The sequence below is a fragment of the Dyella sp. genome, assembly GCF_035508675.1.
Taxonomy (GTDB): domain Bacteria; phylum Pseudomonadota; class Gammaproteobacteria; order Xanthomonadales; family Rhodanobacteraceae; genus Dyella_B.
In genome coordinates, this window is sequence record NZ_DATJMN010000064.1 from 1 (window position 1) to 24,788 (window position 24,788).

The 24,788-nt window shown below is 63.0% G+C and carries 18 protein-coding genes; 5 read left to right on the top strand and 13 right to left on the bottom strand.

What is annotated here, in order from left to right; all coding sequences use genetic code 11:
* Positions 1-250 precede the first annotated feature (250 nt).
* Entirely contained in the window at positions 251-1,627 is a 1,377-nt protein-coding gene (locus VMA74_RS03860) for an outer membrane protein transport protein (RefSeq protein ID WP_325364986.1), read from the top strand.
* Between the two features lie 79 nt (positions 1,628-1,706).
* On the opposite strand, the gene VMA74_RS03865 is transcribed toward VMA74_RS03860, so the two are convergent.
* The 7 genes from VMA74_RS03865 to VMA74_RS03895 all read right to left on the bottom strand — a co-directional run bounded on the left by VMA74_RS03865 (position 1,707) and on the right by VMA74_RS03895 (position 13,054).
* Entirely contained in the window at positions 1,707-4,112 is a 2,406-nt protein-coding gene (locus VMA74_RS03865) for a TonB-dependent receptor (RefSeq protein ID WP_325364988.1), read from the bottom strand.
* A gap of 309 nt (positions 4,113-4,421) precedes the next feature.
* A complete protein-coding gene (locus tag VMA74_RS03870; RefSeq protein ID WP_325364990.1) occupies positions 4,422-5,417 on the bottom strand; it encodes a FecR family protein in 996 nt (331 codons plus the stop codon).
* The gene (locus VMA74_RS03875; protein WP_325365017.1) at positions 5,417-5,920 is read right to left on the bottom strand and encodes an RNA polymerase sigma factor; all 504 of its coding nucleotides are present in this window, start codon (positions 5,918-5,920) and stop codon (positions 5,417-5,419) included. Before VMA74_RS03875 ends, VMA74_RS03870 begins: the two co-directional genes overlap by 1 nt.
* Positions 5,921-5,944: 24 nt before the next feature.
* Positions 5,945-7,036, bottom strand: a complete 1,092-nt coding sequence (locus tag VMA74_RS03880) for a VirK/YbjX family protein (protein WP_325364991.1) — start codon at positions 7,034-7,036, stop codon at positions 5,945-5,947.
* A gap of 248 nt (positions 7,037-7,284) precedes the next feature.
* Complete coding sequence (locus tag VMA74_RS03885; RefSeq protein ID WP_325364993.1) at positions 7,285-8,760, bottom strand: efflux transporter outer membrane subunit; 1,476 nt, start codon at positions 8,758-8,760, stop codon at positions 7,285-7,287.
* Positions 8,757-11,933, bottom strand: coding sequence for an efflux RND transporter permease subunit (locus VMA74_RS03890; RefSeq protein WP_325364995.1), 3,177 nt, complete (start codon positions 11,931-11,933; stop codon positions 8,757-8,759). The genes VMA74_RS03885 and VMA74_RS03890 overlap by 4 nt, the downstream gene beginning before the upstream one ends.
* Positions 11,930-13,054 (bottom strand): efflux RND transporter periplasmic adaptor subunit, encoded by a 1,125-nt coding sequence (locus VMA74_RS03895; RefSeq protein WP_325364997.1) that lies wholly within the window; start codon positions 13,052-13,054, stop codon positions 11,930-11,932. The genes VMA74_RS03890 and VMA74_RS03895 overlap by 4 nt, the downstream gene beginning before the upstream one ends.
* Before the next feature lie 117 nt (positions 13,055-13,171).
* On the opposite strand from VMA74_RS03895, the gene VMA74_RS03900 reads away from it, so the two are divergent.
* Positions 13,172-13,789: a TetR/AcrR family transcriptional regulator gene (locus tag VMA74_RS03900; protein WP_325364999.1), complete on the top strand. Its 618-nt coding sequence runs from the start codon at positions 13,172-13,174 to the stop codon at positions 13,787-13,789.
* Positions 13,790-13,860: 71 nt separating this feature from the next.
* Here VMA74_RS03900 and VMA74_RS03905 read toward each other — a convergent pair whose 3' ends face one another.
* From VMA74_RS03905 to cyoA, 5 genes are read right to left on the bottom strand one after another with little or no spacing between them, the layout of a single operon-like run.
* Complete coding sequence (locus VMA74_RS03905) at positions 13,861-14,628, bottom strand: SURF1 family protein (RefSeq protein WP_325365001.1); 768 nt, start codon at positions 14,626-14,628, stop codon at positions 13,861-13,863.
* A gap of 36 nt (positions 14,629-14,664) precedes the next feature.
* Positions 14,665-15,063, bottom strand: a complete 399-nt coding sequence (gene cyoD / locus VMA74_RS03910; protein ID WP_325365003.1) for a cytochrome o ubiquinol oxidase subunit IV — start codon at positions 15,061-15,063, stop codon at positions 14,665-14,667.
* Positions 15,060-15,698 carry a cytochrome o ubiquinol oxidase subunit III gene (cyoC, locus tag VMA74_RS03915; protein WP_325365005.1) on the bottom strand — a complete coding sequence of 213 codons (639 nt, stop codon included), beginning with the start codon at positions 15,696-15,698 and terminating at the stop codon, positions 15,060-15,062. Before cyoC ends, cyoD begins: the two co-directional genes overlap by 4 nt.
* 5 nt (positions 15,699-15,703) lie before the next feature.
* Entirely contained in the window at positions 15,704-17,662 is a 1,959-nt protein-coding gene (gene cyoB / locus VMA74_RS03920) for a cytochrome o ubiquinol oxidase subunit I (RefSeq protein WP_325365019.1), read from the bottom strand.
* Between the two features lie 52 nt (positions 17,663-17,714).
* Positions 17,715-18,677 carry a ubiquinol oxidase subunit II gene (gene cyoA, locus VMA74_RS03925; protein ID WP_325365007.1) on the bottom strand — a complete coding sequence of 321 codons (963 nt, stop codon included), beginning with the start codon at positions 18,675-18,677 and terminating at the stop codon, positions 17,715-17,717.
* A gap of 481 nt (positions 18,678-19,158) precedes the next feature.
* Between cyoA and VMA74_RS03930 the strand changes: the two genes are divergently transcribed.
* The 3 genes from VMA74_RS03930 (at position 19,159) to VMA74_RS03940 (ending at position 22,898) form a co-directional block, all read left to right on the top strand.
* A complete protein-coding gene (locus VMA74_RS03930; RefSeq protein WP_325365009.1) occupies positions 19,159-20,490 on the top strand; it encodes an MFS transporter in 1,332 nt (443 codons plus the stop codon).
* Positions 20,491-20,675: 185 nt separating this feature from the next.
* Positions 20,676-21,779, top strand: a complete 1,104-nt coding sequence (locus VMA74_RS03935) for an enolase C-terminal domain-like protein (RefSeq protein WP_325365011.1) — start codon at positions 20,676-20,678, stop codon at positions 21,777-21,779.
* Positions 21,780-21,884: 105 nt separating this feature from the next.
* Positions 21,885-22,898: an SDR family oxidoreductase gene (locus VMA74_RS03940; RefSeq protein WP_325365013.1), complete on the top strand. Its 1,014-nt coding sequence runs from the start codon at positions 21,885-21,887 to the stop codon at positions 22,896-22,898.
* 90 nt (positions 22,899-22,988) lie between these two features.
* Here the strand turns inward: VMA74_RS03940 and VMA74_RS03945 are convergent.
* Positions 22,989-24,788 (bottom strand): glycoside hydrolase family 15 protein (locus VMA74_RS03945; RefSeq protein WP_325365015.1); only part of this gene is annotated, 1,800 nt, incomplete at its 5' end.

Genomic DNA, 24,788 nt, shown 5'->3' on the forward strand with positions numbered 1-24,788 from the left:
CCGGGGCGAACCCCAACACCGGCGCCTGCATGGCAATGTTGGGGTTCGCATTCGCTCACCGCCAACCTACGACAGCCCTCGCCACAGCTTGTGCAAGCGTCGCAAAAACGCGATGCACGGCCCTGCATGAACGGCGACTGGTCGAGATGCCCAGCGTGAATACGCGAAAGACACGGTATCCACCGCCTCATCACCCTTTTTACAGAAACTTAGCGCCGCGTCAGCTCAAAGCCCACGCAAGGAGACCAACGTGAATCACAATTCCAAGCTCCCTACTATCCGCCGTGGCTTCCGTACCCGTCTTGCGGTCGCCGTCCTGTCCACCTTTGCGCTACCCGGCGCGGCGATGGCCAGCGCCTTTCAACTTCCCACCGACAACGCCGCGGGCTGGGCTCGTGCGAATGCCGGCACCTCGCTGTTCCCCGACGATCCCACCGCCGCCTTCAATAATCCCGCCGCCATGTCGTTCTTCTCGGGACCGGTGCTGCAAGCCACCGCCACCGAGATTCGCCCGCAGGCGCAGTTCAATGGTTCGACGCTGGACGTCGACGGCAATCCGACCACCGGCGGCAATCCCAATGGCTTCGGCCGGTTCAAGCCGTTTCCCAACCTTGCCGCGGTGGTGCCGGTGAACAACTGGTTTGCGCTGGGTGCTTCGGTGGCCGTGCCTTATGGCCTCGCCAGCAATTACAACGCGAGCTGGCAAGGACGCTACTTCGGCACCCGCACGGATCTGGAATCCATCGCGCTCAGCCTGTCGGCATCCTTCAAGCTCAACGACCAGTTCTCGATCGGCGTCGGCGTGCTTGGCCAGCGCACCAAGGCGCAGCTCGACACCATGCTCGATCCGAACGGCGCCGCGCAGGCACTCTTCGGCCTGCCATTGCCGCCGCAGCAGGATGACGTGCAACTCAACGTCAACGTGAAACGCAATGTCTCGCTTGGCTATTTCGGCGGTTTCGTGTTTAAGCCGACCGATCTGGATACGTTCGGCGCCAGCTATCACTCGCGCGTACAGAACACGCTGAGCGGCAGCTACAACCTCTACGGCAGCGCGGCCGGCCAGCAGTTGCTCGCGCTGGCGCCGCTACTCGATCCTGCATTGCCCACGCTCAACCCGAACGGCGCCAACGCAAGCGCAAGGCTGGATACGCCCGCATACGCCACGGTGGACTGGCTGCATAAATTCTCCGACCGCCTATCGCTCGCCGGCACGGTGAAATGGACGCAATGGTCGACCTTCAAGAACCTGATCCTCACTTCGGACGGCCAAACGCTGGTGGCGCTGCCAGAGCACTATCGGGACAGCTATTTCTTCTCGGTCGGCGGTGATTACAAACTCACCGATCAATGGACCTTGCACGGCGGCATCGGTTACGACCAGACACCCACCGTCACCCTCAGCCGCGATCCACGCGTACCGGACGGCAACCGCAAACTGCTGGGCTTCGGCATCGGCTACAAAGCCACCGATCACATCGGTATCGACCTGGGATACCAGCATCTGTTCGTGGGGCACACGCCGGTACATCTGGCCAACGCACCGTTGCTGGGTGCGGGCACGATGAACGGCTACTTCGATGATTCGGGAGATGTGGTGAGCCTTACGGGAACGTATCACTTCTGATCATTGCGAACGGCAGACCTTTAGGCTGGGATTCGTCCCAGCCATGGGGTTACGGACGTCGGTGACGCGGCATTACAAGTCAAAAATCCACCGCCCCGCTCAACAAGAACGTACGATGATCATCCAGCGGCACAAACGTTTCATTGAACGTCGGGCTGTATAAATTCCTGGATAGCAGATTGCGCACACCCAACGTCACGCTCCAACGCTGCGCGCGGTAGAACACGTTCATATCCACCCTCGCCTGCCCCGGAATCTGGATGTAGGCGCTATCGTCGGACATCTCCCCCAGGCTACGGCTGCGTGCCAACACGCCGCCGGCCACGCCAAAGCCGCGCATCCAGCCGTGCTGGAACGCGTAGCTGGCCCATAGGTTGAAACGCTGTTGCGCTTCGCCCGTCGCCGAGGTGCCGTCGTTGTTGTGCACCGAGGCGCGCGTGTACGCCGTGCTGAGATTCAAGCCCGGCAACAACTGTCCGTTGAACTCGAGCTCGATACCCTGGTTCGACTGCCCGGGTCCGCCGACGATGTAGTACGGCGGCTGCAGCGAGACCAGATCATTGCTGTGATCGAGCATGATGCGGTAAGCGGCCACCGTCAGGCGTGCGTGATGCTGGAACAGATCGAACTTGGCGCCCGCTTCGAGCTGCCGCGACAGCGACGGCGGCAGCGGCGTGTTGTTCTTGCCCAGATCCACGTCCGGCTGGAATCCGTTCGAGGTATTGGCATATAGCGACACGTTCGGCGCCAGCTTGTAGACCAACCCGAAATTCGGCACCCAATGCACCTTGTGCAGATTCCATGGCGTGCCATCCGGATGCGTGAGGTCCAGCTGATAGCTGGTGCGGCGCACCGCCAGCAAGGCCTCCCATCGGCTGCCGAGGTTGACCTGGTCTTGCAGGAACACGCCGCTCTCGGTGGTCCACGGCGTGCCAGATGTGTAGCCATTGAGGTAATCGTTCGACGAAAACTGCGAAGCTGGCGCTTGTAGCGGCCCGTTGCTGAAAATGTTGTAGACGATGCCGGAGCCGCCATTGCCGAAGGCGTCAAGTCCGCTGCCAAGCTGGATGCGCGAATAGTCGACGCCCAGCATCACCGTATGCTGCATCCAGCCGTGCCCGAACGAAGCGACCAGGTCGTTCTGCAAGGTGTAATACGCATCGGACGCACGGTAAACCTGCGCCAGCGCGCCCGTATCGCCAGAGGCATCCAGGCCATTCACCAGCCAATTCTGCAAGTCCATGGTCTCGCGCACGTACTGCGCCCGGCTGCGGAATGTCCACGTGTCGTTGAAGCGATGTTCCAGCAGATAGAACAGCCGCCGCGTTTCCACCGAGCTGTGATCGTTCGGATTGTCCAGCAGGATTCCGGGCGGCGACGCCGATGCCAGCGTGTCGCCAAACAGCAGCACGTGATCCGGGATGGGCACGCGGTTCATCATCCACGACATGCCGGCGATCAAGGTGGTGTTGGGCGTAGACCACCCGATCGACGGGGCCACATAGCGATCGCGCTGCCCGCGCATGCCTTGCGGCGTGCGGTCGGCCACGTCGCCGTTCACGATCAGGCGATACGTCAGCGACCTGCTGGCGTTCAGCGGACCGGCCAGATCGAGGCCAAGCTGCTTTTCGCCGTGTTCCCCGAACGACCAGGTCAGCTGCCGCACCGGATCACCCTGCGGCTTTTTCAGGACCACATCAATCAGGCCGCCGAAGTTGTTATAGGCCGAGGTGTCGCCGAGCACCGCCTGCGGCCCTTTCAATACCTCGACGCGTTCCAGCGCGATCATCGGTGGATAGTCGCCGATACCCAGCACATTGTTCGGCATGCCGTCGGTCATGCCGTTGCCGGTCAGGAAGCCGCGCACATCGAACACCGGCAGCCCGCTGGTGCCATCCACGTATTGCGCACCGGCCACGTTGCGGATGGCATCGGCAATCGTCAGCGCCTGCTCCGACTGCAGCAGGCTTTGCGTGACCGCGCTGACCGATTCCGGCTCGTCCAGCGGATCGGCCAGCATGCGTCCGGGTCCGCTGGTGACGTCGGACATGAAGCCGGCATCCCGTCCCACCAGCCCGATCGCCTGGATGGGTGGCAACAAGACCGTAGCCGATGCATCGGCAGATGGCCGTTTGGACGGCTGCACGAACGCGTCCGTCCGCGGCTTGATTACCACCGTGCGCGCGTCGACGAAGTCATAGCGCATCGCCGTACCATCCAGCAGGCGCGCCAGCGCCGCCGTCGGCGTCAACAGTCCGACCACCTCGTGCGAACGCAGGGCATCCACCGTCTTGCTGGCCGTCAGCACCTGCACGTTGGCTTGTTTGCCAAATGCGATCAGCGCGGTGGACAGCGATTGCGCCGGTATCTCGAAACGCGTGCTGACCGCTTGCTCCGCCGCATGCACCGGTAATGCCGCCGCCGTCCATGCAACCATCCCCATTGTCAGGCTGCCGTACGTGGGCAACCAGGCAAATCGCCTCATGACATGCGTCGACTCTGCACCAAATCATGAGTGTGACATGCAGCTTGTCAGTTGGCATCACCTGCCGGCCATAAAAGACCATATCGCAGTGATGCGTGTCCGTTAGCTTGCGGCAAGCTTGCAACGTAGGCCGGAATGCAATCCCAACATCGCCGCAATGATCCGCCGTGGATGGACCCGCGTAGGTTGGCGGTGAGGCGACGCCGAACCCCAACATGGCATTCTGCGTGGCAACGTTGGGGTTCGCATGCGCTCACCGCCTACCTACGCGCTAGCTTGCAATGGTCGGCGGCGTGCCGCAGTGGATGCTCAACGCTGCGTATGCCTTGCATCCGACAACACCACCTGGCCGGCTTGCGTGCTCACGCGCAACGGAAACACCTCCGGCAAGGCCTCCACCCAGCTATCGATCGCATCGGTGCGGATGGTGCCGGTGTAGCTCAACACGTTCAGATCCGTATCAGCGACATGCACCGGCTTGCTGGCGTAGCGATTGAGGTTGGCGATCACCACGCTCAACGGTTCGTCGATGAATTCGAGGCGGTCGCTGCGCCACGCCGTCGCCTGGGCGGGGGTGATGAGATCGACCGTCATGCTCGATGCATCCGGGTCGTAGGACACGCGCTGTCCGGCCCGGGCTTCCAGCGTGTCGTGCGGATTTGCTTGCGCGTGCCGGTCGGCGATCGCTACGCGTCCTTGTGTCACCGCGACCGTTACGCGCTCGCCGGTGCGGCGCACGTCGAAGGCGGTGCCGATGTCACGCACCGTGACGTTGCCGGCCGTCACCACAAAGGGGCGGCGGCGGTCGTGCACGACCTCGAAATAGGCTTCGCCACCGCGCACCTCGACATCGCGCTCATCGCTGCCGTAGGTCACGCGCAAGCTGGACGCGGCGCCCAGCGCCACCTTGGTGCCATCCGGCAGGATAAAGTCTCGGTTCTGCGCGACGCCGCTCTGATAAACCTGGGCGGCAACGCCGGCGGCGCGTTGCATCCAGGCGACATAGAAGACACCGCACAGCATCGCGACCGCGATCGACGCTGCCGCAGCCAACGGCAGCCAACGCTGCCGCGCCGGGGTCGGGCGCGCAAAGTCCCTCAACAGTGCATGCCGCGACATCGGGTCGAGCGTACCCAGGCGCTCGGCCAGGGCGCTCACCTGTTCGAACGCCTGCAGGTGTCGCTCGTCTTCGCTCGTCCATGCCAACCATTGCTCGACAACGTCATCGCCCGCGTGCGGTTCGCGCAGTTTTGCCCACCATTGCGCGGCAACCTGCATCGTGTGGTCTTGTTGTTTGTTTGTCATCACGGCACCTCCGTCTCGTCGACGTGCGCACGGCAATGTGCCAGCGCATGCGCGACGTGGTAGCGCACCATGCGCTCGCTGAGTTTCATGGTTTGCGCGACATGGCTGAAATCGCGCCCTTCTATCACGTGCATCACAAAGGCTCGCGCGGTTTTGGCCGGCAACTCGCTCAAGGCGCGGCGAACACTGAGTGCCTGTTCCACCGCCACCACATGGTGGACCGGACTATCCTCATCTACCGGCTCGTCCTGCGCCTGGACCACCGCAAACTCGCTGCGCACCTTGCGCTTGCGCAGTCGGTCGATGGCAAGGTTGCCTGCGATCTTGAACAGATAGCCGCGCAACGAATCGACCTCGTCGCGGTTATCCATGGTCAACATGCGCAGATACGCTTCCTGCGCCACTTCCTGCGCATCCGACAAAGAATTGAGGCGACATTGCAAAAAGGCGATCAGCGCGCGATTCTGCTCGCGAAACAACTTTTCGATGTCGCTCACGTGCATGCTTAGCGTCACGCTGTTCATACCTCAACGGCCAGAGCCTGCCATAAGCGGGAACATACTGCGCATCGCCCTTGGCGCGGCGCTTGCGGACACGGGCATCGGCGGCTGCAGCGCGTTCAGCAGCAACTGCTCGACCTCCCGCCGCAGCGCCTCGCGGCGACGGAAGGCGGCGCGGTGGTGGCTGGGCACGTCTGCCGCCGCTTTCTGCGTCAACGAGGCCGGCAGTGCGTACCAGCCGCCGCCGATGCGTTGCCCGCGCTGCTCTTCCCAGAAGGCATCGTAATCGGCAAACAGCGGGCGGCCGCTGCGGCGTAGCGGATGCGCATCGTTGCCGATCGCCACCAGCCGCTCGATGCCATAGTGGCGCGCAAAGGCATAGGCCAGCGACAGCATCAATTGCTTGGGCCGCATGCCATGCAGGATGCGCGTCAGTTCGCGCACGAGATCCCTGGCATTTTCGCCGCCTGGCCCCTGCAGGCAGCCGATCATCAGCGTCGGTTTCTCATCGGCAATCGTGAAGACGATGCTGTACAGCGGATCTTCGTTGGCGTCGCACAACTGCAGGCACAGCTCGCCTTCGCAACCCATATGGATCGGCGGCCGCATGCACAGGGTCAGCAAGGAGCCGTCCTTGGCCGTGAAGCTTCCTAAACTTGCATGGCCCATGGCATAGACCAGCTCGTACAACCCGGGCGGCAGGTGCGCCTTGGCGAAACGGTAGTGCTGCTGCAAATAAGTCAGGCGATCGCGCCGGTGCCAATGCGCGTTGACATAGCGGTGCATGTGACGCTCCAGCAAGCGCGGATCGCGAAGCCGGTAGGCGTGCATGACAGAATCGGCGGCAATGAGAGCGAGAAAGCGCTGGTGCTGCGCCCCGATGCCCAGGCTGCGCACCAGGTACTTCAACGCCGAGACGCTGCGCCTGTACCAGGGGCCGCTCCAGTCCTTACGGTGGTGCAGCGAATCGAGCAGATGCGCCAGCGCGCCGGCATCCCTGGCACCGCTAGGTTGCCGATCGAGGAGCGGCCCGCGGCGGGGCGCATACGTACCGGCGGGAAGCAAGGCTTCGAGCCCGATGCCCAGCACACCGGCAGGGGGACGGTTGGGATTGTTCAAGGCGTACGTTCCAGGGAAGCGGGTTGCGGTCTTCCTGGTAGACGTTTCGGGGGGCGGATTTTGAAATGGGCGGTTGAAGCCCTGCTTGCGGCGATGGGCAGAACTTGGGGCCATGGCGGCAACCTCGTAAGCACGCATCTCTCACCCGCCACGATGCGTTCCCTCCCCTGCGAAGTAGGGGAGGGGGCGAGTCACTGCAAGCACAAGCTCCTCATCGCAAATGGGATTTCACACCCCAGCCCAATCCATCAACGCCGCGTATTGTCCGCCAGCGTCTCCGGCTGCGGCGTACCCATCGCCTGGAACAACGCCGCCGTATCCGCCAGCCGCGACGCGCGCGCCTGGATCTCCGTCAACTTCGCGTTCTGCCAATGCTGTTCACTCAACACCATCGACGGATACGAGGTGGCGCCCAGGCGATAGCGCGCATCGGTATGGGCGAACGTCTGCTCCGCTGCCTTGGCCGCGATCTGCGCCGCCTGCAGCGTGGCGGCATCCTGGTTTAATGCCGTCAACGTGTCGGCCACATTCTGGAACGCGTTCAACACCGTTTGCTGGTAGTTGGCGATGGCCGCTTCGTAATCCGCGATGGCCGCCTTGCGCCGGGCGATCAGCTCGCCGCCGTGGAAGATCGGTTGCGTCAGCGAAAGTCCGGCGCTCCACACCGAGCCTGCGCCGGTAAACAGGCTCGACGGCTTGAATCCCTCGGTGCCCAGCGTGGCCGACAATGAGAGCTGTGGAAACAGGTTCGCCGTCGCCACGCCCACCCCCGCGGAAGCCGCATGTACCGCCGCTTCGGCGGCCAACACGTCTGGCCGTTGCCGCAGCAGATCGGACGGCACGCTCACCGGCACGCTTGCCGGCAGATGCAGATCCGACAGCTGGAGATTCGCCGGCGCCTGGTCGGGCGTGCGGCCCAGCAAGACTGCCAGGGCATGGCGCGCCTTTTCCGCCTGCGCGCGCAAGGGCGGCAGCGAGGTATCGATGCTTGCAGCCTGCTCGCGCAGGCTCAGCACATCGTCTTGCGACGCTGCGCCAAGCACTCGCTGGCGTTCCGTCAGATCGGCCTGGCTGTGGGCGAGCCGGGACAGCTGCTCACTGGTTTGCACCTGTTCTTCGAGCGATGCGGCATTGATGGCCGCCAGCACGATGTTGGCGGCCAGCGTCCGCTTGGCCGCGTCGAATTCGTAGGACTGCTGGTCCACTTGCGCCGCGGTCTGCGCAATACCATGCCGCGTGGCGCCGAACAGGTCGAAGTTGTAGCTGAGCGCAAGCTGCCCGGCGTAGACGTCATACAGGTTGGTGGGCGGCCCGAAGGCCGGAAAACCCAGCGCACGCTGCCGGCTGCTTTGCGCCTGCGCATCCAGCGAGGGCAGCATGTTGGCGCCGATCTGCGCGCGCAGCAGCTGGTGCGCCGCCTCCAGCGTGTGCCGGGTCGCCGCCAGCGATGGGTTGTTGCGCAAGCCCTCCTCCACCCAGGCATCGAGCGTGTCGTTGCCGTATTCGCGCCACCACTGCGGCACGGCGCGTTCGCCCAGGCTGTAGTGCTGCGATACACCGTCCACCTTGGCGGTATCGGCCGGCAAGGTCTGGGCGGTGTAATGCGCCGGCGTGAGCGACGCAGGTGGCTTGGCCGGTGGCGCGAACGCGCAGCCTGCCAAGGTCAGCGCGGCCGCCAGCGCGGTCATGCGTAGTGAGGAAATCATCGTATGTGCGGGCGTCATGTGGCAGCCTCCGGTTCCCTGGCGGGTTCATCGGCGCGCACGCGGAACCAGGTCGCGTACAGCGCAGGCAGATAGAAAAGCGTCAGCACCGTGGCGACGGTGATGCCGCCCATCAGCGCCGTGGCCATCGGTCCAAAGAAGTTGCTACGCAGGAGCGGAATCAGGGCGAGCACCGCTGCCGCAGCGGTCAACGTGATCGGGCGGAAACGCCGCACGGTGGCACCGACGATGGCCTCCCAGCGTGGATGGCCGGCACGGATGTCCTGCTCGATCTGGTCCACCAGGATCACCGAGTTGCGCATGATGATGCCGAACATCGCGATCATGCCCAGCATGGCGACGAAGCCGTATGGCTCATGGGCAATCAGCAAGGCGACGATCACCCCGATCAAGCCGAGCGGCGCAGTCAGCACCACCATGAACGTGCGGCCGAGGCTTTGCAGCTGGATCATCAGCAGCACCAGTACCGCGACCAGCAACACGGGCATCTGCACATTGACCGAATCCTGCGCCTTCTGGTTCTGCTCCACCGAGCCGCCGACTTCGACGCGATAGCCCACCGGAAGATGCGCGCGGATAGCGGCGAGTTTCTTGTCGACGGCGTTGGTGACATCCAACCCCTGCGCACCGTTGCGCGTATCGGCCTGCACGGTGATGGTCGGCTGGCGGTCGCGTTCCCAGATCACGCCGTATTCGAGGCCGTACGTCACATGTCCAAGCTGGGCGAGCGGAATGGCGGTGCCGCTGGCGGTAGGTATCGCCAAACGCTCGATCTGGTCGGGATGAATGCGATCGCCGCGATCGCTGCGCAAATCCACTGAAATCAGTTTGTCGCGCTCGCGGAACTGCGTCACCGTGGTGCCGGTGAGATTCATGGCCAGGAAATCGGCAATGTTCTTCGAGGTCAGGCCAAGCTGGCGCGCCTTGAATTGATCGACGTCGAAATGCACGGAGCGCTCCGCCGGTTCGTCCCAGTCGAACTGCACGTTGGTGGTATCGGGGTCGGCACGCATCACGCCAGCCACTTGTTCGGCGATGCCGCGCACAGTGGCGATGTCTTCGCCCTCTACGCGGAATTGCACGGGGAAGCCTACCGGCGGGCCGTTCTCCAGGCGGCTGACGCGTGTGCGCACGGCGGTGAAGTCGCGCTTCAGTTCGCCCTCCAGATAGCTCGCCAGTTCCTCGCGTTGCTTCACGTCTTTTGCCGTGATCACGAACTGCGCGAAATTGGGCTGTGCCAATTGCTGGTCCAGCGGCAGGTAGAAGCGCGGTGCACCGCTGCCGACGAAGCTCACGTAGTTGGCGATGTCCTTGCGGCCCTTGAGCACCGCTTCAAGGCGTTCGGTCTCGCGCAGCGTCGCCGCATAGGAAGCGCCTTCCGGCAGGCGCAAATCCACCAGCAGCTCCGGGCGATCGGAACTGGGGAAGAACTGCTTGGGTACCAGGCCGAAGCCGGCCAGCGCAATCACGAACAACACCACCGTCGAAAACAGCACCAGCCAGCGATAGCGCAGGCACGCGTCCAGCCAGCCACGAAAGCGGCGATAGAAGCGGGTGTCGTAGATCTCGATGTCTTCGCCGTTGTGCACCGGCTGCACAGCTTGCGCCGCGCGCGCCTGGCGCCAACCTTGCGGAAGAAAACGCGCCCACCACTCCTGCCCTGGCTTGGCGCGCTGGTGGTGTTCCGGCAGCAGGTGATAACCCAGCAGCGGAATCACGATCACCGCCGCCAGCCAGGACACCAGCAAGGCAATGGCCGAGACTTCAAAGATCGAGCGTGTGTATTCGCCAGTGCTCGATTTGGCCAAAGCGATCGGCAGAAACCCCGACACCGTCACCAGCGTGCCGGTCAGCATGGGAAATGCCGTGCTGGTGTAGGCGAACGCAGCCGCCTTCATGCGGCCCCAGCCCTGCTCCAGCTTCACTGACATCATTTCCACCGCGATGATCGCGTCGTCCACCAGCAGGCCCAGCGCGAGAACCAGCGTACCCAGCGACACCTTGTGCAGGCCGATGCCGAACATGTCCATGCACAGCGCTGTCGCGGCCAGTACGAACGGAATGGAGATCACCACCACCATGCCGGTGCGGAAGCCCAGGCTCAGCAGGCTGACCAGCAACACGATCGCCACCGCTTCGGCTACCGACTCCAGGAAGTCGTCCACCGAGTGCGAGACCGCATGCGGCATGCTGGTGACTTCCGACAGTTTCAGGCCGGCCGGCAAGCGTTTTTGCAGCTCGCCGATTTTTACGTCCAGCGCCTTGCCGAGATGGACCACGTCGCCGCCGGGCTGCATGGTTACGCCGATGCCGAGCACCTGCCGGCCCATGAACCGCATGGTTTGACTGGGTGGATCGTCGTAGCCGCGCCGGAGGGTGGCGATGTCGCCCAGGCGGAAGCTTTTGCCGTTGATGTGCAGCAAGGTGTTTGCCAGCGCATCCATGTTGTCGAGCTGACCGCTCGGGCGCACGAATACGCGATCGTCCGCGGTAGTCAGCACGCCGGTGGAAGCGACCGCGTTCTGGTCGTTGATCGCCTGGCCGATTTGCTGCGGGCTGATGCCGAGCTTGGCCAGCGTCGCGTTCTTGATGTCGATGTAGATGTGCTGGTTCTGGTCGCCGAAATAGTCGACCTTGCCAATCCCCGGCACACGCAGCAGTTCCACGCGCAATTGGTCGGCATAGTCGTGCAGCTGCGCCGGCGTATAGCCATCGCCCTCTAGCGCATAAATGTTGGTGTAGACGTCGCCGAATTCATCGTTGAAGAACGGCCCCTGCACGCCTTGCGGCAACTGTTGGGCGATGTCGCCCACTTTTTTGCGTACCTGGTACCAGGTTTCCGGCACCTCCGATGCAGGCGCCGAATCCTTGATGTTGAAGAAGATCAGCGATTCGCCCGGTCGCGAATAACTGCGCAGAAAATCGACATCGGCGGTTTCCTGCAGCTTGCGCGCGATGCGGTCGGTGACTTCCTCCTGCACCTGCTTGGCGGTCGCGCCGGGCCAATAGGTCTGGATCACCATCACCTTGAAGGTGAAAGGCGGATCTTCCGATTGCGACAGGTTCTTGTACGACAGCAGGCCGAACAGCGCGATCAGGCCCATCAGGAAAAACACCAGCGACTGATGGCGCAAGGTCCACGCGGAAAGATTGAAGCGGTCCTCGTGACTCATTGCGGCGCATCCTCGGCATGCGGCGGCGCGATCGGGGTGACCTTCTCGCCAACCGAAACGGTGTGCACGCCCTGCATCACGATGCGTTCGCCGGGCTTGAGGCCACTTGCAAGCAGCACGTCGCGTTCGTCGTAGCGCGCCACCGTCACCGGGCGCAGCGCCAAGGTGGAATTGCCGGGGTCCACCACCCACACGGCGGGATGCTCGCCTTGATGGAACAAAGCGGTGACCGGGATCTTCACCAGGGGATCGTCGGTCTTGCCGGCTTGCAGGGAAACATCCGCCGTCATGCCCAGTTGCAGCGCCGGGTCGGCATGATCGACGGCGAGCTTGACCAGATAGGTATGCGACTGCGCATCGGCCGCCGGCGCAATTTCGCGTACGCGTGCAGCGTACGTATGGCCTGGCAATGCCGGCAGAGTCAGCGTGGCTGACTGTCCGATGGCGATGCCGCCGACCCGGCTTTCCGGCACGTCGACATACACCTCGCGTTCGCCGGACCAGGCAAAGCCGAATACCTGCTGGCCGGCGGCCAGCACCTGCCCCACTTCGGCCTGGCGGCTGGTGATGATGCCGTCGTGATCGGCCACCAGGGTAGTGCTCTGCGCCAGCTTGTATTGCTGCCTGGCCTGGTCGCGTCCGGCCAGCGCAGCGGCGTAGTTGTCCTGCGTCTGCTGCCATTGCAATTGGCTGATCAGGTTCTGCTTGAACTGCGCTTCGTCCCGGTCGCGCTGCTGGGTGGCGAACAGCAGGCGATGCTCCGCCGCCTCCAGCGTCGCCTTGGCGTAGGCCAGCTGCAGGCTGGGATCGGCGGGATCGAGCTGGGCCAGGGGCTGCCCCTGTTTCACCCGCTCGCCAGGATCGACGTTGCGCGCGATCAGTCGCCCTGCCATGCGGAACGACAGCGGCATCTCGTAGCGGGCGTGCACGTCGCCGGGGAAGCGGCCGGCCACGGCACCGTCGACGGCCTGCACCGGCATGGCAATCACCGGCGCGGCGCTTGCTGCCTGGGGCGCCTTGCCGCTGCAACCGGCCAGCAGGCTCAGGGAAATGGATATCGCTAGCGGCAGCCAGGCATGACGAGCCAGCCCGCGCGGCAGGCGGTGAGGGGGGAGGTTCACGGTAAAGCTCCTGGGGAATGTTGGGGCGGGATACGGTTTCGAACTCTAATCCGATATCGCATTCAAATACAACTATGTATTTCGATACACGTGCCATTCGTCGTGGTAACATGCGACATGCCACGCAAACGCCTGACCCGAGAAGAAAGCCGCGAACAGACCCGCCAGCGCCTGCTGGAAGCTGGAATGGTGATCATTGCCAAGAAAGGGTTACCCGCGACCAGCGTGGAAGACATCACCGCCCACGCCGGCTACACGCGCGGCGCGTTCTATTCGAACTTCAACAGCAAGACGGACCTGTTCATCGAACTGCTCAGGCTCGATCACTCCAACATCCAGCAGGATCTGCAGCAGCTCTTGGATGCGGATATGTCCAGCGAAGACCTGCAAAAGCAGCTGGCCCTGTTCTACGGTCAGTGCTATCGCGACAACACCAGCTACGTGCTATGGGCCGAAGCGCGGCTGCACGCGGTGCGCGACGCGAAATTCCGCCAGCGGCTAAATGCGCTGTGCCTGGAAAAGCGCGACATGATCGCTTACTTCATCACCCAGTTCTGCGAACGGATGGGCATGCAGCTGCCCTTGCCCGCGCCCGACCTTGCGCTGGGAAGCATGGCGCTGATCGACGGCATGCTGTACTTCAACATGAGCATGCCGACCGAAATGCCGGATGCATCGACGGCTGCCGTGCTAAGCACGATGTTTACCGCGACGTTCTTCGGTTCCCGCGCGTAACGCGTAGGTTGGGGTGCAAACCCCAGCATCCAGACGTATGTGCATGGCGATGTTGGGGTTTGCACCCCAACCTACGTTCGGCGACGCAAGCGGTATTCGTCGTATCCCACGTAAACGCTCGCTCCCAGCACCATCAAGGCGAGCAGATACCAGGTAATCAGGTAGCTCAGGTGATTATTGGGGAAGTTGATCACCGTCATGCCCCCTTCCGGCCACTGCCCGCTGCTGGCCGATCCGGCATCCGCATCCACGAAATAAGGCGCCACATCGTGCAAACCGCGCGCGGCGGCGATGGCGGCCACGTCGCGCGTGTACCAGTTGTCGCGCGCCGGATCGTTGCGGCGGAAGAAACCGGATGGCTCAGGCATGCGCAGCAGGCCGGTCACCGTTACCTCACCGCTTGGCCCTGCTGAGCAATGGCCATCGCGGCGGCACGCATCCACCGGCGCGAAACCGCGGTTGATCAGCACGACCGAACCATCGGCCATGCGCAGCGGCGTCATCACCCAAAAGCCGCTGCCTTCGTCGGTAGCCGTCCACACCAGCGTCTGGCGGTCATACAGGAATACGCCGTTGAGGCGTACGTGCAGGTATTCGTCTTTCTCTGCACTGATGCCTGGCCATTGGTCACGCATGGGGGCCGCGATGGGCGGCGCATGCACGCGCGCATCGACCCGGGCGATCAGGGCGCGCTTCCAGGCGAGGCGGTGGACTTGCCAGTTACCCAGCGAAACGAAGCCGATAAAGAGCGCCGCGGCCAACAGGCCGAGCAGGGTCAGTGCGACCGGGCCGCGCGGCATACGCGGCGCGTCGTACGAGGAAGTGTCGTGGGCAGCCATGCCCGCAATGATCGCATGGGCCGCGGGCGGCAGCGATCACGGCAAGTTCTGCACGTTCTTCATCATCGACGGCATCATGTTCTGGTTGAGGTGGTACATGATCCAGATCGATCCGCTCAGCGTGATCACCACCAGCACGATGGTGAACACCAGGGCCAGCATGTTCCAGCCGCCTTCGGACTTCGCGTTCAAATGCAGGAAGTACACCATGTGCACCACAATCTGCACCGCGGCCAGCAGCAGGATGAAGGCATCGGCCGGCCCGGTCTTGGAGAACGCGCCGGACATCACCAGCCAGAACGGCAGAATGGTCAGGAACGCCGCCGCCGCGAAGCCCGTCATGTAGCCCTTGAGGCTGACGTGGATCTGGTCCACGCCGTCGTGGGCGTGCTCGTGATGGCCATCGTCATGCCCATGCTGGGTGTGGTCGCTCATGCCAGCACTCCCATCAGATAAACGAAGCTGAAGACACCGACCCACACGACATCGAGGAAGTGCCAGAACATCGACAGGCACATCAACCGGCGTTTATTGGCGGGATTCAAGCCTTTCTTTCCGACCTGCACCAGCAACACGATCATCCAGATCAAGCCGCAGGTCACATGCAAGCCGTGCGTGCCGACCAGGGTGAAGAACGAAGAAAGAAAGGCGCTGCGCCACGGGCCCGCACCGATCGATATCAGGTGCGTGAATTCCGTCAGCTCCAGTCCGATGAAGCCTGCGCCCAACAGCCAGGTAACGATCAGCCACGCCATCATCGGCCCGCGGCGATTGTGCTGCATCTCCAGCACCGAAAAACCGTAGGTGATCGAGGAAAGCAACAGCAGCGTGGTGTTCACCGCCACGATCGGCAGTTCCAGCACCTCCTTCGCAGACGGACCGCCTGCATATTCGCGGCCAAGTACGCCGTAGGTGGCGAACAGGCAGGCGAAGATCAGGCAGTCGCTCATCAAGTACAGCCAGAAGCCCAATAGCGTGGCGTTTTCCGGGTGATGGGCTTCTTCGACGTGGAAGCGCAGCGCCTCTTGTGCACCACTGCCGCCGCTTGCGGTCATCGTCATATCGGACATGGGCATCAGGCTCCGGCGCGCGCCGCTTCGACGCGCCCCACTTCATCGGCGGGGATGTAGTAGTCGCGGTCGTAGTTGAAGGTGTGGTGGATCGCCACCGCCAGCAGCGCCACGAACGATATCGCCGCGACCAGCCACATGTACCAGACCATGGCGAAGCCAAAGACCAGGCTCAGCACGGCCAGATAGACGCCCGTGCCGGTGTTCTTGGGCATGTGGATGGGCAGGAAACCTTGCACCGGCCGGCGCCAGTTGTATTGCTTCATCTGCCACCAGGTGTCGATGTCGTGCACCTGTGGCGTGAAGGCGAAATTGTACGGCGGCGGTGGCGATGAGGTGGACCATTCCAGCGTGCGTCCATGCCACGGATCGCCGGTGGTATCGCGCAGCTTGTCGCGGTGAAGAATGCTCACCGCAAACTGCACGATCATCGCGATGATGCCGATCAAGATCAGGACCGCGCCGAATGCGGCGATCTCGAACCAGATCTGCAGGGACGGATCGTCGAAATGGCGCAGTCGGCGCGTCACCCCCATCAGGCCCAGCCAATACAGCGGCATGAAGGCGAAATAGAAGCCGACCACCCAGAACCAGAACGAAACCTTGCCCCAGAACGGATCGAGCCGGAAGCCGAACGCCTTGGGGAACCAGTAATTGACGCCGGCGAACATGCCGAACAACACGCCACCGATGATCACGTTGTGGAAGTGCGCAATCAGGAACAGGCTGTTGTGCAACTCGAAATCCGCTGGCGGTACCGCCAGCAGCACGCCGGTCATGCCGCCGATCACGAAGGTCACGATGAACGCCACCACCCACATCATCGGTACGTCGTACACGATGCGGCCGCGGTACATGGTGAACATCCAGTTGAAAATCTTCGCCCCCGTCGGGATCGAGATGATCATGGTAGTGATGCCGAAGAACGAATTGACGCTTGCCCCCGAGCCCATGGTGAAGAAATGGTGCAGCCATACCAGGTAGGAGAGCACCGCGATCACCACCGTGGCGTAGACCATCGACGCATAACCGAACAGGCGCTTGCGCGAGAACGTGGAAGTGACCTCGGAATACACCCCGAATGCCGGCAGTATCAGGATATACACCTCCGGGTGTCCCCACACCCAGATCAGGTTGACGTACATCATGTAGTTGCCGCCAAGATCGTTGGTGAAGAAGTGCGTACCCGCATAGCGATCCAGCGCCAGCAAGGCCAGCGTGGCGGTCAACACCGGAAACGCCGCCACGATCAGCACGTTCGCCAGCAACGCCGTCCAGGTGAAGATCGGCATCTTCATCATGGTCATGCCGGGTGCGCGCATCTTCACGATGGTGGCGATCATGTTGATGCCGGACAAGGTGGTGCCGACACCTGCTATCTGCAGCCCCCAAATCCAGTAGTCCACCCCGACGTCCGGACTGGTCGGCAGCTCCGACAGCGGTGGATACGCCAGCCAACCCGTACGCGCAAACACCCCGATGAACAACGACACCATCACCAGCAGGGCGCCGGACACGGTCATCCAGAAGCTGAAATTGTTGAGGAACGGAAATGCCACGTCGCGCGAACCGATCTGCAACGGCATCACGAAATTGATCAAGCCGGTGATGAACGGCATGGCGACGAAGAAGATCATGATCGTGCCGTGCGCGGTGAAGATCTGGTCATAGTGCGAGGCCGGCAGGTAGCCCTCGTGCGCACCGAAGGCGACCGCCTGCTGCGCACGCATCATCAGCGCATCGGCGAAGCCGCGCAGCAACATGACCAGCGCCAGCACGATGTACATGATGCCGATCTTCTTGTGGTCCACGCTGGTGAACCATTCGTTCCAGAGATAACCCCATTTGCGGTAGTAAGTGACCGACCCCAGCACCGCGATGGCGCCGATCGCCACACCGATGAAGGTGAAGATCAGGATCGGCTCGTGATAGGGAATATCACCAAGGGTAAGGCGTCCGAAAATCAGCTTGCCGAGGTCGGGAGAGTGAAAAGTCATCGCGGCACCCGTGCTGAGTTCATTGTGGATGAGCCATTGGCATGGCCGCATGGCCGTCGGATGAAACGGAAGTTTCACCGCCTCCGCTCGGCTCGGGCATGCGGAGCGTGTTCATGCAGGAAGGACCGGGCTGAACGCAGCGGTTGAGGATGGACCAATAAAGCCCCGGCGCCACGCTGCCGTAGTAGTGCACCGGATTCTTTTCGCTGGGCGCCTCCAGCGCGGTATACGTAGCTTGATCCAGCGTGTCGCCATGGCTTTTCGCCTGCGCCACCCACTTGTTGAAGTCGTCCTCGCTCATGCCGTGGAAGGTGAAGTTCATGTACGAGAAACCGTCGCCGCTGTAATTGGCGGACATGCCCCAATAATCGCCGGGCTTGTTGATCACCGCTTGCAGCGTGGTCTGCATGCCCGGCATGGCATAGATCTGGCCAGCCAGCGCGGGAATGAAGAACGAATTCATCACGGTGGACGCTGTGAGGTTGAAATGGATCGGCCGATCCACCGGGGCCGCCATCTCGTTCACGACCGCGATGTTCTGCTCGGGGTAGATAAACAGCCATTTCCAGTCGAGCGCCACCACGTCCACCTGCAGCGGCTCGACACCCAGCGGCACGACCTTGCCGGCCGCGATCCGATCGAGCGGACGGTACGGATCCAGCTTGTGCGTGCTCACCCAGGTGATCGCGCCCAGCGCAATGATGATCAGCAGCGGCGCCGACCAGATCATCAGCTCCACAATGGTGGAGTGATCCCATTCCGGGTCGTAGTGTGCCTTTTGGTTGGACGCCCGGTACCGCCACGCGAACACCAGCGAAGCAACGATCACCGGCACCACGATCAGCATCATCAGCACGAACGCGGTGATGATCAGATTGCGCTGCTGCAGCGCGACGTCACCGGACGGCGACATCAGCACCGTGTGGCACCCCGATAGCACCAAGGGCAGGCCTAGCAGTAGCAGTCCGCGGAGAGTCTTCATGGACATGACCGACGCAACCGAATGAAAAGGGGGGTACTGCTGTGTCGACAAGGTACGCCGATCGATGGGCCACACGCAAATGGTTCGAGCACGATCCGGCACATACTGCGGCATTTCGCCGAACTGCCATACGGTTGTCATGCCCACGCGGCGAAAGCCGAGACCGGTGTGACAGATGACCGCATCCCCCATTTGAGGGACTGCAACGGGAGAAACGGAGCCGCTCGGCATACTCGCGCAATCATGCCGAGTGGCCGCATGAATGCCGCGTGTGCGGGATGCGAAGGACAACTTCTGCGCCTTTTTCGCGACAAGGGTCGTCATTTTAGGCGGGCATTCGTGCTCGCCGGATGCGCCCATCCCCGGCAACAGTAGTAGCGCCACCAACACCGCCAGACACAAAATACACCCGCCCCTCCCTAGCCTTGACGCCTCAACGGTGCCATGCTGTGGCCGCCGCATCCCTATCCGAGCAACGACGATGTCCAGTACGTTTGAGGATCAGCGCGAACCCGCGGGCTTGACCCCGGAAGATCTTGGGCGCATCCATGCCCATGCCCGCCTGGCTCCCGGCGAAATCGCCGTCGGCGTCATCGTCGGGCGAACCGCGGAATACTTCGACTTTTTCGTATTCGGCATCGCCTGCGTGCTGGTGTTCCCCTCGGTGTTCTTTCCGTTCGAAAGCCGGCTGGACGGCATGCTGCTGTCGTTCGCGATTCTCTCGCTGGCCTTCATTGTCCGCCCGCTCGGCACCACCTTGTTCATGACCGCGCAGCGGCGCTGGAGCCGCGGCACCAAGCTCACCATCGCCATGTTCCTGCTTGGCAGCGCCACCGCCGGCATGGCCTTCCTGCCCGCCTACAACACCATCGGCGGCTGGGCCATCGGCTTGCTCATGTTCTTCCGCATCCTGCAGGGCGTTGCCCAGGGCGGCTCGTGGGATGGCTTGCCTTCCCTGCTTGCGCTCAATACGCCGCCGGAGCGGCGCGGCTGGTACGCCATGCTGGGACAGCTCAGCGCGCCGATCGGCTTTCTGATCGCCAGCGGCTTGTTCCTGTTCCTGCATACGCAATTGGCCACCGACGACTTCATCCAGTGGGGCTGGCGCTATCCCTTCTACGTCGCCTTCACCATCAACGTCGTGGCGCTGTTTGCGCGCTTGCGCCTGGTGGTGACCGATGAATACACGCTCGCCATGGAAGAGCGCGAGCTGGAACCCATCGGCATCATCGACATGCTGCGCCAGCAGGGCTACAACATTTTCATCGGCGCGTTCGCCGCGCTGGCAAGCTACGCGCTGTTCCACCTGGTATCGATCTTCCCGCTGTCGTGGATCGTGCTGGGCACCACGCAAGCGGTGAGCAAGGTGCTGACGGTCCAGATGATCGGTGCGCTGGTCGGCATCGTCGGCACGATAGCTTCCGGCGTCATCGCCGACCGCATCGGGCGACGCAGCACGCTCGGTACGGCTGCCGTGCTCATCGGCATCTTCGCCCTGTTCGCGCCGTGGCTGCTCGGCGGCAGCCAGGTCGCACAGGATGCCTTCATCATCATCGGCTTCGGCTTGCTTGGCCTGTCATACGGCCAGGCCGCCGGCAGCGTCACCTCCAACTTCGAAATCCGCATGCGTTATACCGGCGCCGCCTTGACCTCGGATTTCGCCTGGCTGATCGGTGCCGCGTTCGCGCCGTTGGTGGCGCTGGGATTGTCGGCGCGTTTCGGGCTGGTGGCAGTGAGCGTGTATCTGCTCTCGGGCGTGGCATGCACATTGATTGCGTTGCGGGTGAACAAGGCGCTCGCCGCGCGCGAGTGATGGGGCGCCGTGACGCGTGCCTGAAGCCGCGCAAGGCCGCCGCCGCATCCACATAACCACATCGTCCCATTCACCCGTACATGACCCGGCCCCGCGCAGGATGAAACGCATCAGCGCATCCGGCCGGCCAGCATGTCAGCTTTACGCGAAACACCAACACAAGCCACGGAAGCGAGGAGCTTCCGGTGAGCACCACCACCTCGCAGATCGACCGCGTCGACGCGGCCGCCTATACCGTGCCCACCGACGCGCCGGAGGCCGATGGCACCATCAGCTGGGACGCCACCACCATCGTGCTCGCCAGCATTCGCTGCGGCGACTACGAAGGGTTGGGCTACACCTACACCCACAGCGCAGCCGCCGCGCTGATCGCCAAGCCACTGCGCGAATGCCTGCTTGGCGCCGATCCGATGGACATCCCCGCTCTGTGGCAAGCCATGCGCCGCAGCTTGCGCAACATCGGCGCGCCCGGTCTGGGGTTGATGGCGTTGTCGGCGGTGGATCACGCCCTGTGGGACCTGAAAGCCAAGCTGCTTGGCGTTTCTGTGGTCACTCTGCTTGGCCGCGCACGCGAGCGCGTACCGGTGTACGGCAGCGGCGGCTTTACCTCCTATACGGTGGACCAATTGCAGACCCAGCTTGCCGGCTATGTGGCGCAGGGCATTCCACGCGTCAAGATGAAAGTCGGCTCGCATCCGGAAGACGATCCCAAGCGCGTGTTTGCGGCGCGCGAAGCGATCGGCGAAGACACGCGCCTGATGGTGGATGCGAACGGCGCCTACGGCCGCAAGCAGGCATTGGCGTTGATGGATGCATTCGATGAATGCAAGGTCGACTGGTACGAAGAGCCGGTGTCTTCGGATGACCTGGAAGGCCTACGGCTGATCCGCGATCGCGTGCGCCACAACGTCGACGTCGCAGCCGGCGAGTACGGCTGGGACAACTGGTATTTCGCACGCATGCTGGATACCGGCGCAGTGGACGTGCTGCAGATCGACAGCACGCGCTGCGGCGGCTTTACCGGCTTTCTCAAGGCTGCCGCGCTGGCGCAAGGCTACGGTATACCGATTTCCGCGCACTGCGCGCCGCATCTCCACGCGCATGTGTGCTGCGCCGCGACCGGGCTGCGGCATATTGAATATTTTCATGATCACGCGCGCATCGAGTCGATGTTCTTCGACGGCTTGCCGACCTTGCGCAACGGCGAACTGGCCGTGGATATCGCGCGCGCAGGACTGGGGCTGATATTGAAAAAACAGGATATCGAAGCATATCGCGCCGACGCGTAAGGAGGTCGCCATGCAGCAGCACGAACAGACCGGGGGTGGCGTTGCGCTCCATCGACAGCCGTTGCTGGTGCCCATCTCCACCATGGCCCATACAGGTGAACGAGCATGAAGAAAAAACCCAAAGTAGTGGTGATTACCGGCGCATCCGCCGGTGTCGGCCGCGCCACGGCGCACCGCTTCGCGCGCGATGGTGCATGGATCGCCTTGCTCGCACGTGATAATCCTGCGCTGGAACATGCAGCCAACGAAGTACGCGAGCTAGGCGGCGTGGCACTGCCGATTGCCGTGGACGTTGCGAATGCCGAACAAGTGGAAGCGGCCGCCGAACACATAGAACAGGAACTTGGCGCCATCGACATCTGGATCAATTCGGCCATGGCCACCGTATTCGCGCCCGTCAGCGAGATTCCCGCCGACGAATTCCGCCGCGCCACCGAAGTGACCTATCTCGGTACCGTGCACGGCACGCTGGCCGCACTGAAGCGCATGCGCAGGCGCCATCGCGGCGCGATCGTGCAGGTCGGTTCGGCCCTCGCCTATCGGGCAATCCCGCTGCAGGCGCCTTACTGTGCGGCAAAATTCGCCATCCGCGGCTTTACCGACGCGCTGCGCGTGGAACTTCTGCACGAGCGCAGCAAGGTGCACGTGACCATGGTGCAGCTGTCGGCCTTCAACACACCGCAATTCGAATGGGCACGCAATCGCCTGGACGGCCGCCCGCAACCGGTACCGCCGATCTTTCAGCCCGAATTGGCGGCGCGCGGCGTGCACTGGGCGGCGCATCACCGGCGCCGTGAAGTATGCGTGGGCTTTCCGGCGGTCAAGGCGATCGCGATCAACAAATGGTTTCCTTCGCTGGTCGATCGCGTGCTGGCGCGGCAAGGCTACAGCGGGCAAGTGGATAGGCAGCCGGTGCCGGAGGAGCGGCCCGACAACCTGTTCGATGTGGCACCCGTGGACCTGGGCACACATGGGCGCTTCGATGCGCGGGCGAAGTCGAGCAGCTTCCAATGGTGGTTGACCTCGAACCGGAATGCGTTGCTGTGGGGTGCAGGTGCGTTGGCAGCATTTGCGTTGACGCGCAGGCTGCCCAGGAATCAGCTGAAGCGAGAGATGTAGCCGCATAGGCCGGGCCGGGGTGAGCGAACGCGAACCCTAACACCACCATGCCGGGTGGACACACGGATTCGCAGGCATCCCAACCCGCCTTCATCCCAATCCAAGCGCAGCCAGATCCAACACCCAATCCCCCGCATTACCGCCCGAGATGCTCGCATCCCGCGCCCGGCGCGCTTCCTCCATCATCCGTACGGCGTGCTGCACGCGATCGGCGTGCGTGCCCTGCAAAGCCCCATGCCCGCTGTGCTCGACAAAATCGAATAAAGCCGCGCTGTGAATCAACGACAGATGCGACAGCGCCTGTGGAAAATTCCCGAGAAACCGCCCGTTTTCCGGATCGATCTCTTCCGCATACAGGCCAACGTCATTCGCCTGCCGCAGCATGATCTCGAACCATTCCTTCGCCTGTTCCAGCTTGCCGGCAAACAGCAGCGCATCGGCCAACCAGAAACCGCAGGCGACGAAGGTACCCTCATCGCCAAGCAAGCCATCCTTTTCCCGGTAGCGATACACGCCGCGCACCGCGCCAAGCTGCACCAGCACCTCATCGATGGTTGCCTGCAGGCAACCGGGTGGCAGCGGAAAATCGATGATCGGCGCGCGCAGCCCTACGGCGTCGATGTTGTCGCGGTCGTAACACTTGCGCAGATAACCGCCAGGTGCGATGCCACGGCGGCGCACGTCTTCCACGATGGCCTGCTTGACGGCTTCATAGTCACGGCAATCCAGCAGGTCCTGTGCGCGATCGAGCGCCACCCAGCACATCATCTTGCCGTAGACGAAATGCTGCGGATCGTCGCGCTCTTCCCAGAAACCCTGACCCGGCTCACACCAATGTTCGGCAACGTAATCGGCGGTTCGCCGCAGCAACGCGAGCTCGGCAGGTTGTAGCGTGCCGCCGAGTTCGCGCCGCAGCATCAGCCAGTCCATCACTTCACCGTACACATCGAACTGGCGCTGGCGGTGCGCGGCATTGCCCACGCGTACCGGGTGGCTGTCGCGGTAGCCACGCAGATGCGTCAGCTCGCGCTCGGTCAGATCAAGCTCACCGTGGATGCCATAGACGATTTGCGTGGGAAAGATCGCACCGGCGCCACAACCAAACAGGAATTTGCAGAACGCCTCGGGCTCTTGGTGGTATCCGAGCACGGACAGGGCAAACAGCGTCAGGGTGGAATCGCGCACCCAACTCAACCGGTAGTCCCAGTTGCGCTCGCCACCCAGCACTTCCGGCAAAGACGTGGTGGCCGCCGCGACAATGGCGCCCGAGGGCGCGAACGTCAGCAGTTTCAGCAGCAGTGCACTGCGCTCCGTGACCTCGGCATACGGCCCCTTATAGCCGCGGTAGCCAACCCACGCTTTCCAGTACGCGGTGGCGATGTCCAGCAAACGGTCGAGCTGGGCGAACACGGCCGACGGCACCGCGTGCTGACCTGCCATCAGCACCAGCCGCAGCTGCTCGCCAGCACGCAGGTGCACTACGCTGCCGATATGCTCATCGTGCAGGTCGAGCGGTCGGTCGCACAGCAGCGTTCCACCATCCCACGCGACACCTTGCTGGACACGGCGAAGCGTTGGCTTGCAGGTACCCCACGCCGCACCCGGCCGCATGTCCAGCCGAACGTCCAGCTCGCCTTCGGTCGCGCGAATAATGCGCACCAGCCACGGCAGCGCTTGTATGCGCACGAAATCTTCCGGCGCGGCAGCAGCGTGGCGGCCCAGCGGCATGAAATCGGTCAGCGTCGCCGTAGCCGCATCGGTAACGAACGTAGTTTCAAGCACGTTGGTGTGTGGCAGATAGCGACGTGAGCTGCGGAACGACTGCCGCGGGCGAACATCCAGATAGGCGCCCATGCCACTGTCCAGCAAGCGGAAACAAGCCGGCGAGGC

Excerpts from the sequence above, each read along its gene's own strand:
- VMA74_RS03930 (WP_325365009.1), top strand. The coding sequence starts at position 19,159 with ATGTCCAGTACGTTTGAGGATCAGCGCGAACCCGCGGGCTTGACCCCG.
- VMA74_RS03905 (WP_325365001.1), bottom strand. The coding sequence starts at position 14,628 with ATGGCTGCCCACGACACTTCCTCGTACGACGCGCCGCGTATGCCGCGC.
- VMA74_RS03865 (WP_325364988.1), bottom strand. The coding sequence starts at position 4,112 with ATGAGGCGATTTGCCTGGTTGCCCACGTACGGCAGCCTGACAATGGGG.
- cyoC (WP_325365005.1), bottom strand. The coding sequence starts at position 15,698 with ATGTCCGATATGACGATGACCGCAAGCGGCGGCAGTGGTGCACAAGAG.
- cyoA (WP_325365007.1), bottom strand. The coding sequence starts at position 18,677 with ATGAAGACTCTCCGCGGACTGCTACTGCTAGGCCTGCCCTTGGTGCTA.
- VMA74_RS03885 (WP_325364993.1), bottom strand. The coding sequence starts at position 8,760 with ATGACGCCCGCACATACGATGATTTCCTCACTACGCATGACCGCGCTG.
- VMA74_RS03900 (WP_325364999.1), top strand. The coding sequence starts at position 13,172 with ATGCCACGCAAACGCCTGACCCGAGAAGAAAGCCGCGAACAGACCCGC.
- VMA74_RS03890 (WP_325364995.1), bottom strand. The coding sequence starts at position 11,933 with ATGAGTCACGAGGACCGCTTCAATCTTTCCGCGTGGACCTTGCGCCAT.
- VMA74_RS03875 (WP_325365017.1), bottom strand. The coding sequence starts at position 5,920 with ATGCACGTGAGCGACATCGAAAAGTTGTTTCGCGAGCAGAATCGCGCG.
- VMA74_RS03940 (WP_325365013.1), top strand. The coding sequence starts at position 21,885 with ATGAAGAAAAAACCCAAAGTAGTGGTGATTACCGGCGCATCCGCCGGT.
- cyoD (WP_325365003.1), bottom strand. The coding sequence starts at position 15,063 with ATGAGCGACCACACCCAGCATGGGCATGACGATGGCCATCACGAGCAC.
- VMA74_RS03870 (WP_325364990.1), bottom strand. The coding sequence starts at position 5,417 with ATGACAAACAAACAACAAGACCACACGATGCAGGTTGCCGCGCAATGG.